The 11,794-nt window shown below is 37.8% G+C and carries 8 protein-coding genes; all 8 read right to left on the bottom strand.

All coding sequences use genetic code 11. The annotated features are described in order from the left end of the window. Positions 1 to 68: 68 nt before the first annotated feature. The 8 genes from pgi to uvrC all read right to left on the bottom strand — a co-directional run bounded on the left by pgi (position 69) and on the right by uvrC (position 11,604). Positions 69 to 1,709 carry a glucose-6-phosphate isomerase gene (pgi, locus tag ACN0TV_RS12890; RefSeq protein WP_417363333.1) on the bottom strand — a complete coding sequence of 547 codons (1,641 nt, stop codon included), beginning with the start codon at positions 1,707 to 1,709 and terminating at the stop codon, positions 69 to 71. Then, on the bottom strand, positions 1,681 to 3,009 hold the full coding sequence (locus tag ACN0TV_RS12885) for a peptidoglycan DD-metalloendopeptidase family protein (protein WP_417363332.1): 1,329 nt from the start codon (positions 3,007 to 3,009) through the stop codon (positions 1,681 to 1,683). The genes pgi and ACN0TV_RS12885 overlap by 29 nt, the downstream gene beginning before the upstream one ends. Continuing rightward, a complete protein-coding gene (locus tag ACN0TV_RS12880; protein ID WP_417363331.1) occupies positions 3,010 to 3,975 on the bottom strand; it encodes a tryptophan 2,3-dioxygenase family protein in 966 nt (321 codons plus the stop codon). A gap of 3 nt (positions 3,976 to 3,978) precedes the next feature. Next, entirely contained in the window at positions 3,979 to 4,770 is a 792-nt protein-coding gene (locus tag ACN0TV_RS12875; protein ID WP_417363330.1) for a DUF3108 domain-containing protein, read from the bottom strand. 323 nt (positions 4,771 to 5,093) lie between these two features. Continuing rightward, positions 5,094 to 6,233 (bottom strand): 4-hydroxyphenylpyruvate dioxygenase, encoded by a 1,140-nt coding sequence (gene hppD / locus ACN0TV_RS12870; RefSeq protein WP_417363329.1) that lies wholly within the window; start codon positions 6,231 to 6,233, stop codon positions 5,094 to 5,096. Positions 6,234 to 6,345: 112 nt separating this feature from the next. Further along, the gene (locus ACN0TV_RS12865) at positions 6,346 to 7,503 is read right to left on the bottom strand and encodes a homogentisate 1,2-dioxygenase (protein ID WP_417363328.1); all 1,158 of its coding nucleotides are present in this window, start codon (positions 7,501 to 7,503) and stop codon (positions 6,346 to 6,348) included. A gap of 64 nt (positions 7,504 to 7,567) precedes the next feature. Continuing rightward, positions 7,568 to 9,805, bottom strand: coding sequence for a patatin-like phospholipase family protein (locus tag ACN0TV_RS12860; protein ID WP_417363327.1), 2,238 nt, complete (start codon positions 9,803 to 9,805; stop codon positions 7,568 to 7,570). Beyond that, the gene (gene uvrC, locus ACN0TV_RS12855) at positions 9,802 to 11,604 is read right to left on the bottom strand and encodes an excinuclease ABC subunit UvrC (RefSeq protein ID WP_417363326.1); all 1,803 of its coding nucleotides are present in this window, start codon (positions 11,602 to 11,604) and stop codon (positions 9,802 to 9,804) included. The genes ACN0TV_RS12860 and uvrC overlap by 4 nt, the downstream gene beginning before the upstream one ends. Positions 11,605 to 11,794: the final 190 nt, after the last annotated feature.

The raw sequence follows: 11,794 nt of genomic DNA, 5'->3' as shown, positions 1-11,794 counted from the left end.
ACAAAAATCGTAACATTATAATATAATGGATATTATAAGGCTACGATTTAGGATTTATATAATAATTGTTAATTATTCTTAAAATATTGTAAAAGATTTAACGTAGAACTATCGTGTTTACTAAGAGTTTCAGAGGTTATGTCTTTAAGAATTGTGGACGCTAGCTGTTTGCCTAGCTCAACACCCCACTGATCATAGCTGAAAATGTTCCAAATCACACCTTGAACAAATATTTTATGCTCATACATAGCCACTAAAGCACCTAAAGATTGTGGTGTCAGTTTATGTATTAAAATAGAATTTGTCGGTTTATTTCCTTCAAAGACTTTAAATGGGACTAAGGCATCAATTTCTTCCGCAGACATTTTACCACCCACAAGTTCGTTTCGAACTTCTTCGGCTGTTTTACCTGTCATTAGCGCTTCAGTTTGTGCAAAATAATTTGCCATCAGCTTATTGTGATGATCTTGATCTCCGTGTAATGATTCTACGTATCCGATAAAATCCGTAGGGATCAACTTGGTTCCTTGATGAATCAATTGAAAGAAAGCATGTTGAGAGTTTGTTCCAGGCTCACCCCAGATGATGGTTCCGGTTTGATACCCAACAGGGTTTCCATTGCGATCCACACTCTTACCATTACTCTCCATGGTTCCCTGCTGTAAATATGCAGCTAAACGATGTAAGTATTGGCTGTAAGGAATAAGCGCTTCGCTCTCAGCTCCATAAAAGTTATTATACCAAACACTTAAAAGCGCTAGGGTTACAGGAATGTTCTTTTCGAAAGGAGTTTCTCTAAAGTGGATATCCATAGCTTGAGCCCCGTCTAACAATTTTTCAAAATTGTCATAACCAACAGAAAGTGCTATAGAAAGTCCAACGGCACTCCACAAAGAGAAGCGACCACCAACCCAGTCTTCCATAGGAAAGACATTCTCAGTAGCAATCCCAAATTCATCGATCTTTTCAAGATTCGTAGATACGGCCACAAAATGAGTAGCTACATCTTTTTGAGTCGCTTTATTTAAAAACCATTTTTTAATGGTTAGTGCATTAGTGAGTGTTTCCTGGGTGGTAAATGACTTGGATACAATGATAAAAAGAGTAGTCTCAGGATTAAGTCCTTTTAACGTCTCACTAACATGGTCCCCATCCACATTACTTACAAAATGCACTTGAAGATGGTTCTTATAGTATTCTAATGCTTCGGTTACCATAACAGGACCCAGATCAGATCCCCCAATTCCAATATTTACAATATCGGTAATGGCTTTTCCTGTGTATCCTTTGTGTTGTCCGGATATGATAGACTCCGTAAAGGATTTCATTTTTTCACGAACCTGGTAAACCTCTGGAATTACATTTTCACCATCCACCTTTACATTAGCTGACTTTGCAGTTCTTAAGGCTGTATGTAAAACGGCTCTACCTTCGGTCTGATTGATAATATCACCTCCAAAGTATTTTTCAATCGCATCCTTAAGATCCGCTTCTTTGGCTAGATTTTGTAATAATTGAAATGTTTTTTCATCGATTCGATTCTTAGAGAAATCTACTAAGAAATCATTCCATTTAAGGGTGAATTTATTGGCTCTATCTGGATCTTTTTCAAAAAGCTCCTTTATTTGAGTGTCCTTGACATTCTTAAAGTATTCCTGTAATTCTTTCCAAGCTGTGGTATCAGTTGGATTCTTTGCTGCTAATGGCATTGTCTTGATTTAATTCGGTTATAAATTCTTCTTCATTGGCATTGGGATCCGCAAATATGAGCGAATCCAATTGTTGCTTAATTGGACTGATAAAAGCAAGATAGTCTACTTTTAAGCTATCCGAAATTGGTTCTGCCTGTGGTAAATCCTGTCTGAAAGGATCAACCTGTTTGCCATTTTTCCAGAATCTATAACAAACGTGAGGTCCAGAGGTATTTCCTGTCATTCCAACCCAACCAATAACATCTCCTTGTTTGACGTAATCACCTACCTTAACCTTACGCTTTTTCATGTGTAAATATTGGGTAGAATACGTACTGTTGTGTTTAACCTTGACGTAATTCCCATTCCCTCCTCTTCGCTCAGAGGCGATAACAGTTCCATTAGCTGTAGATAAAATAGGTGTTCCAACGGGAGCAGCAAAGTCCGTACCTTTGTGTGGACGTACGCGGTTTCCGTATAATGCTATTCTACGCTTTAAATTATAGCGTGATGAAATTCGACTAAACTGTACCGGTGCTTTTAAAAATGCACGTCTTAAGTTATCAGCAGTTTCATCAAAATAATCTACGATATGCTTAGTTGAATCTGTTTCAAAACGAAAGGCGTAAAATGGCTCACCTTTATGTTCAAAATAAGCTGCTTTAACCTTATCAACTCCCGCATAAATACTATCATCTATATATTTTTCCGTATAAATTACTTTAAAACGGTCTCCCTTCTGAATTCTAAAGAAATCCACGGTCCATGCATAAATATCACTCATTTTATAAGCGACTATTGGACTTAAACCTTGTTCTTGTAGGGTAAGGTATAAAGAACCATCAATGATTCCGGTGGCTTCGCGCTCAACAAGCTTCACTTCTTTCTTTCCTTTTTTAACCACAGTAGTGTCGGCAAAATCCACCACCACATAATCGATCTTGTTCGGTTGGTATATAAAACATTTAGGAAGTTGAACAGAGTCCCCATCAACCATTAGTAAGGTATAAGGCTTACCCACCTGAAGATTTGTAATATCAAAATCACTCTTTGCCCCTTCTACGATATTGTAAATTTGTGGATATTGTAAATTATTGCGTTGTAAGATCTCACCAAAACTATCACCAGCCTTAATGGTATCCCTCACCACAGTATAGTCATTGAGATTATATCCAAATTCTCGAAGCTCAACAGGTTCGACCTTCTCAGCAAGGACAGCACTAATTTGTGTGTCTTCAATTGGTGCTTTGTTTTCTTTTTTACACGAGGCTAGTGTAAAGACCGTCAACATAAAAAGGCCTAATACTCTTTTTGACATTTAATTTTTCGTTTGAGGGTTAAACATATGCTCCACCCACTGCTTTCCCCAGTCGGCTTTCTCTTCTTCGCTCCAAATTTCAGGAAAAAAGATGATTTTCTGAAAACTGGGCGGTAGAAATTCCTTCCAATTGGTTCCGCCGGTGGAATCTATAGTGAGTTCATTTTTGCTTAAGTGTTTATAGGCAACGCCCATATGCATTAAATTCCAATTCACATTGGCATTCACATCCAGTTGGCGCATGACATCTATCAATAGTTCATTTTCTTTCACTTCCGCGGGTAGTTTTAAAAACTTATCATAAATCGTCCCGCCTTGAACTTCCTTAGCAATTCTCATAAACCGCGGTGTATACCGATATTCAAATTGTTTCAGTGTCAAGGTCTTCTCACCAGTACTATGATCTATGGCACCTTTTTTCCAATAAATATTCTCGTATAATTCATCCAACGAAGAATTTACAGAAAAATTGCCCTTCTCCAAAGGAGCGAGCAAATTATATAGAGGAGTAGCATACAATTCGATCATCCTAAACTGAGCAGATTGGAATCCGCTGGCAGGAAGTAAGGTCATTCTATACTTTAAAAATTGTTCACGATCCAGCCCGTTAATCATGACCCTAAAGGAATTTATCATGATTTTATAGTAGCTGTTGATGCGTTCCATTTTTTGAATTAAAAACTCAGCGTTATGCTGTTTATCATCAATGATTTGCTTTTGTTCATGGATGATGAGCTTAAAGTACAATTCAGTAATCTGGTGGTAGCTGATAAAAATAGTCTCATCCGGAAAATGCGTTCTTGTGATCTGTAAACTCAATAGGGTATCCAAATGGATATAATCCCAATAGGTCAGATATTTAGCATATAACAAGCCATCGAGATAGGAACTCAAGTCTTGTCCAGAATTTTTATATTTTTCTTCTAATTGATCAACCTGTCTCTCGATGTCCGTACTTATAGCCATGAACTAGTTCATATGAATTTTAAACTGATGTTTTAACCCTTTAAATGCATCCAAATCCGCTTTTATGGATCCTACTAAAATATCTGCCTTAACCCGAATTGGAATTTTATTGGCATCATCCGAAACCCATAGCGTAAGACTTTCATCTTCCTCGAAAATCCTACCCGATTGTACATAAGGTCTAAATTTAAGACATTTTACTTGTCCAAACTTAGTTTTAATCGTTTCTCTACCAAGAAATTTAAGCTTAAACTTATAAACCCCATCATCATCAAAAAGCATATTAGAGATATGCTCGTCTCCCTCCTTTAAACTTTTGATATCCCAATTTTCTCTCAAGTAATAAAACGCAGAAAGTAAATCCTGGATGTCATCTTGTATTTTAAAGGTTTGCTTACGATTGTTTTTGTGATCGATTAAAGTTGCCTTATTATTAGTATAATCAAAGTTGATTTCAACGTCCTTAGTATGACCCCCTTCATCTATTTTACGAATAAACTTATAGGGCTGTCCAGTCCTCTTATCGAAATAACTTTCGTAATTATCTTCTACTTTAAAAAACACACTTGCGAGCCCAGTGGTTTTCCCATATCCGATAACGTGGAAAACATCTTTGCCATTCAAAGTCTCATCCCTTAATTCTAGGGTTGCAAAACTGGCATTAAACCAGCCGTAATGGATTCTAAACTTGAACCATTCACCTGATTGAAATGTGCTAGCGTCTTCATAGTCTGTCCCTTGGCTTGTAAAAGCAGAAAGCCAAAACACACTTAGGGCTAATAAAAACTTCCTCATAGTTTTAATTATTACCGTAAAAATAACAAAATCAATTACATTACGAGTTACTTTCTTGGAAATATCAATTACTGTTCCAAAAAAGTTAAATTACTACCAAAGCAAAAAACTCGACCGAAGCCGAGTTTTTTTCATTAACCAACCAAAACTTTAAATTATGAAAACTTTACTTAAAGTCTGCAATGGGCACCACCCCATTTGCGAGCGCAAAGTTAATATATAAGTTATGTTATGCAAGCACATAAAACAAGTTTAACTTTTTTAACACTAAGAATTCAATATGTTTCGTTACTAATTATCGAATTATCAATAAAAAAGCTTGTTTATAATGTACCTCGTAACTTTTGTTCCCTTTCGATTGCCTCAAAAAGGGCTTTAAAATTTCCTTTTCCAAAAGATTTAGCTCCTTTTCTCTGAATTATTTCAAAAAACATGGTAGGACGGTCTAAAACCGGTTTGGTAAACAGCTGTAATAAGTAACCTTCATCATCGCGATCAATAAGAATTCCTAATTCCTTTAAAGGTTCCAAATCTTCATCGATTTGTCCTACTCTATCCAAAACAGTATCGTAATACGTTGAGGGTACCTTTAAAAACTCTACTCCTCTACGTTTTAGCTTCTTAACGGTTGCTATAATATTATCTGTTGCCAAGGCAATATGTTGCACTCCTGCACCATTGTAAAACTCTATATATTCTTCAATCTGAGATTTCTTCTTCCCTTCCGCCGGTTCATTAATAGGAAATTTTATTCGACCATTCCCATTACTCATCACCTTACTCATCAAGGCAGTGTAGTCTGTAGAGATATCCTTATCGTCAAAGGAGACCAATTGTGCAAAGCCCATCACTTCGGCATAAAAGTCACACCACTTTCGCATTTCATTCCATCCGACATTCCCGACCATGTGATCTATGTATTTCAAACCAGTTTCTTCGGCTCTATAAGATGGGTTCCAAGTTTTAAACCCTGGCATAAAAGCACCGTGGTAATTCTTGCGCTCTACAAAGATATGTACAGTCTCTCCGTAAGTATGAATTCCCGAGAGTACCACTTCGCCATTTTCATCCGCTATTTTCTTAGGTTCCATATAACTACGGGCGCCCCTTTTGACGGTTTCTTGGTAACTCTTTGTTGCATCATCTACCCAAAGTGCTACGACCTTGACCCCATCACCATGCTTATCAATGTGTCTATTGATCGGCCCTCCTTCTTTTAAAGGCGAGGTAAGAACCAATCGAATTTTATCTTGCTGTAGCACATATGAGGCACTATCCTTACTGCCGGTTTCTAGGCCCGAGTAGGCTAGGGGTTGAAAACCCCAGGCAGACTGATAATACAAGGCAGACTGTTTGGCATTACCAACATATAATTCTACATAGTCTGTTCCAAGAAGTGGTAAAAAATCAGCAGCCTGTTCCACTTCTTTTTTTAATTTTAAAGATGTTGTATCAATTGACATTTCTAAAAGTTTAAACGGTTAAATAAACATTCTAATCTCCACAAAACAAGAAATCTCACTTACCACATCGCTCTAAGCTGTTCACCGATATGCACACTACAATTCAATACCATTATTCCAACCATGATTTATGATAGGTGCCATCGGAGATATCCAAAGCTTGCTGCGTAATCCGCAAAGGCTTAAAAGTATCCACCATAACGGCTAACTCCTGTGTTTCTTTTGCACCAATGCTGCGCTCCACTGCACCAGGATGCGGTCCGTGTGGAATTCCGGCCGGGTGTAAAGTAATGTAACCCTTTTCAATATGATTCCTACTCATAAAATCACCATCGACATAGTACAACACCTCATCCGAATCTATATTACTATGATTGTAGGGTGCTGGAATAGCTTCGGGATGATAATCATATAACCTAGGAACAAAACTACAAACCACAAAGGCATCAGTCTCAAAAGTCTGATGAACAGGTGGCGGCTGATGAACCCTTCCTGTTATAGGTTCAAAATCATGTATACTTAAAGCGTAAGGGAAATTATACCCATCATAACCTACCACATCAAAAGGATGGGTAGCATATACTACATTGAACAGGGATTGCTCTTTTTTAATTTTTATGACAAATTCACCCTTCTGGTCATAATGCTCTATTTCATAAGGTCTTCGGATATCTCTTTCACAATAAGGAGAGTGTTCTAAAAGTTGACCAAACCAGTTTCGATATCGTTTTGGAGTATAAATAGGGCGATTAGACTCTATAATAAACAACCGATTATCTTGGGTTTCAAAATCCATCTTATAAATCGTACCGCGTGGAATAACCAAATAATCACCAGGACCAAAATCGAGATTACCCAATTGGGATCTTAACTTCCCTTTACCTTGATGCACAAAAACAAGTTCATCTGCATCAGCGTTTTTATAGAAGTAGTCTTCAGTTGATTTTCTAGGTGCTGCCAATTCAATAGTACAATTTGCATTGGTTAGTACAGGCGTTCGACTCTCCAGGTAATCATCCTTTGGGACAACCTTAAAGCCTTGAAAACAATAGGATTTAATATTGTTTTTAACAGCAACCTTTGGCGCTACATCAACTGGAGTACCAATATGTTTTACCTGTGTCGGGCGATGGATATGATACAGAATAGAAGACATCCCTTCAAACCCAACCGTTCCAAAAAGTTGTTCATAATATAGACTCCCATCCTGCTTCCTAAAGGCAGTATGTCGTTTATGTGGTATTTCCCCTAATTTATGATAAAAAGGCATAACGCAAACGTTTGAATTATTACAAATATCGCAATAATTTACCAAGAAATTATCAAAAATTATCTTAAAACCAATATCCTACACTGAAAGTTAAGAATTTCTCATTCACCTCTGGCGACCAATTGAATTTTGCCTGTATAGGTCCGATAATTGATTCATAACCATAACCCACGGAATACCCGGTATAATCAGGTAGGGTAAACCATTCTCCTGACTCGAATATCTCATCGCCGGCATTCGCAAAATTAGCCGTTAGATTGAGGTGGTTATTTTTAAAGAATTCCCAATCCGCATTAAATGTTGCTTTTACATAACCTTTTCCACCAAAACTTACGAAGTCATAACCTAAGAACGGTGTGATATTGTTGATAAAGTCATTCCCCCAACCACCGAGGATAAACTTTAAAGATTCCACTTCTGAATTCCCCAGGTGGAATCCTCCTTCGGTAAACATATTAAAGGATACATTGGTAGCTATCGGTACCGCAAATCCCATTTTAGCTTTCGCTATGGAGTAAGGGGAAAAATCTCCTTCATATCCACTTTGCATAACAATCCAATGGAAATCACCATCGAAAAGAAAGCCTTTTGACGGGAAGTATTTATCATCAAGGCTATCAAAACGCACATAGCCGTAACTGCTAAAGAAATTGCCTTTTTCTAATTCTAACTCATCTCCACCCTCCACTGCTACCGTTTTGGAATCAATCTCGATAAGCTTGTGTTCTAATCCAATACCGAATGTGAATTCCTCCTTCCAAACCGTCTGCATGTATATTTGGTTGGTCAAATCGAACATTTCAATATCCAAGCGATTCAGGTCAGGATAAATAACCTCAAGCTCTTCATTCATCATTTTGTAACTCACATCCTTATCAAAGGTATTGAGTCTTGATTTAACCCCGAAACTCCAATAGAATCCTTTGTCTAGATAATAATGAAAATTATAGCGGATGTTATCACCCAGTATAAAGTCAAAATAGGCGACATCATCATCAAAAAGCAAATGTTTACGGGTGAGGTTGATCAAACCCGCTGTTTTGTATAGACCATCGTAATGCAAGCCAAACTTCAAAAGCATATCATTTTTCTTTTCCACAACCGGAACAACCATCTCATAACCTTCATCCATGGGATGAAACTCATAACGTACACTGCGGAAGTTATCCGTCGCAGCCAAATTGCTCATGCCCGTTTCAATTTCTTGAAAAGTGGTGTATTGCTCAGTGGTATAGCGAAGCTTTCCTTTTAAATATGCTCTGGTGTATTTGTCGTTTCCTTCAAGAGCTAATTTGCTGATCAAAAAGCTGTCCTTGACTTTTTCGGGTTTCCTTGGAGTTGGCTTTAAGATTTGCAAATCCGCAATACTGTCTAAGGTATTCAGCTGGTTTATAGCAGCCTGATAACCACTTTGAATAATCTCCTTTCCCTTTCCGAAAGACAATATGTCAAAACCTTCAATATCCGGTTTGATATGTAAATCGGTCTTTTTCAATTTCTCTCCCATGGCGTTGATGGTGTTGTAATAATTGATTTGCACCAACACATCAGTTGCCGATTTTAACTTATCTCTCTTAAGTAGAGAATCCTGCACATCAACACCGATAATGATATCTGCTCCCATGTCGATCACCTCATCAACGGGATAGTTGTTGACCACACCTCCATCAACTAAAACCCTGTCTTGATATAGTACAGGTTCAAAAAAGGAAGGAATAGCCGCGCTGGCCGCTACTGCTTTTGGAAGATACCCTTGATCAATTTTAATGGGTTCACCTGTCTCCACATCTGTAGCCATACAAAAGAAGGGTATAGGAAGTTCATTAAAATCGTTTATCCCTTCTACGTTGAAGAACAATCTTGTTAGGAGGTTATAAAGGTTTTGTCCTTTGGAGAGTGAGGTTGGAAGCGATACTTTAAAATCATCAAAAGGTAATGCTCCGATATAGGTTTCATAATTACGCTTTTCATAAAATGACATGGAACTTCTCGGAATCTGATCCTGTAAAAGGATATCAAAGTTTGTGACCCTGAAGATAGAATCCAACTGCTTAGCGGAATAACCGGCAGCGTATAGGGAACCGACAATTGCCCCCATACTTGTTCCTCCAATATAATCAACACGAATCCCAGCCTCCTCAATGGCTTTTAAGGCTCCAATATGAGCAAGACCTTTGGCTCCGCCCCCACTTAAAACCAAACCGACCTTTGGATCATCTGGGTTGTGCTCTTGCCCATAACTTTGGAAGATCCCTATTAAGGCTATAAACACAATAGAGGTTATCATTTTTTGGATACTCATAGGTTCGATGTATTTTGTAATGTATTATAAATGATTTCTGCCTTTGCCTCTCCTACTTGATCACTAATCTCTTTCTTTGTGGCTTCCTTTATTCGTTTGACAGATTTGAATTTTTTCAACAACTGGGTAGTGGTCTTTTCTCCAACCCCTTTGATCTGCATAAGTTCAGAATTAATAGCTGACTTACTGCGTTTTTGACGGTGAAATGTAATCCCAAATCTATGCGCTTCATTTCTAAGTTGCTGAATAATTTTAAGCGTTTCAGATTTCTTGTCGAGGTACAGGGGAATGGAGTCACCGGGATAATATAGTTCTTCCAAGCGTTTTGCTATACCAATAATAGCGATTTTATCTCGAATTCCCAAGCGATCAAGGCTTTTTAAAGCAGAGGACAATTGCCCTTTACCCCCGTCAATTATAATCAACTGCGGTAAGGGTTCATCTTGTTCAGTCAATCGTTTATATCGGCGATGTACCACCTCTTCCATAGAGGCAAAATCATCAGGACCTACCACAGTTTTAATATTGAAATGACGATAATCCTTCTTGCTAGGTTTTCCATCTTTAAAGACCACACAAGCAGCGACTGGATTAGTACCTTGAATATTTGAATTGTCAAAACATTCAATATGTCTAGGCTCCACACCTAACCTTAGATCTTTCTTCATTTGGGCCATAATCCTATTGACATGCCGATCAGGATCGGTAATTTTTATTTGTTTGAACCTCTCTTGTCGGTATAATTTCGCATTGCGAACCGAGAGCTCCAGTATGCGCTTTTTATCGCCTAATTTAGGAATGATGACTTTCACATCTTTTACGACATCGACTTGAAAAGGAACTAAGATCTCTTTGGACAGGGAATTAAATCGCGTGCGTAGCTCTGTAATCGCTAGCTCCAATAATTCTCGATCACTTTCGTCGAGTTTCTTTTTCATCTCAATGGTATGCGCCCGAATAATAGCTCCATGTGAGATTTGCAAAAAGTTCACATAACCATATTCCTCGTCACTGACCACAGAAAACACATCCACATTGTTGATTTTAGGATTGACAACAGTAGATTTGGATTGATAATTTTCTAGAATTTCTATTTTTTCTTTAATCTCATGGGCTTCCTCAAATTTCATTTCCTCAGCCAAGGCATTCATTTTATTTCTAAACCGATAAATAGAGTCCTTAAAGTTCCCTTTTAGGATCTCTCTCACGGCAGTAATTTGTTCTTGATAATCTGTATGGGTCTGAAAACCTTCGCAAGGCCCTAGACAATTCCCTAGGTGATATTCCAAACAAACCTTGTATCTGCCTTGGGTTATTTTTTCTCTGGAAAGATCGTAAGAACAGGTTCGTATCTTATAGAGCTCCTTAATCAGATCAAGTAAGGTGCGAACCGTCTTCATACTAGTGTATGGACCAAAGTATTCTGAACCGTCTTTAACTAGGGTTCTTGTGGTGAATATTCTTGGGAATCGTTCGTTTTTGATACATATCCACGGATAAGTCTTATCATCTTTAAGAAGAACGTTGTAGCGTGGCTGATATTTTTTAATCAGGTTATTCTCAAGCAACAGTGCATCAGTTTCTGTCGGAACAACGATGTGATCAATATTGTAAATTTTCTTGACAAGGACTCTAGTCTTGCCATATTCGTGATTTTGCCGAAAATAAGAAGCTACTCTTTTCTTTAGATTTTTAGCCTTCCCAACATATATAATCTTACCATCCTTATCTAAAAACTGGTAGATACCGGGATTGTCAGGGAGTGTCTGAAGTTGTATGTCAATAGGCACTTTAGTCATCAACGCTGAGTTTGCTTGACCAAAGATACTTCAATATTCACAAAAAGTTAATTGATTCAAAAAATTCTTAAACCAAATCTAAAATGGCGAAACAAGGCAGTTAAAGACTGCATTTAATAAACTACCCAACCACGCATAGCGATGGATTGGGTTTTAAACCTGAAGCTAGATGAGCAATAGCGCAACACAT

The organism is Galbibacter sp. (assembly GCF_048266365.1).
GTDB lineage: Bacteria > Bacteroidota > Bacteroidia > Flavobacteriales > Flavobacteriaceae > Galbibacter.
This window is presented reverse-complemented; position numbering and strand designations above follow the sequence as displayed.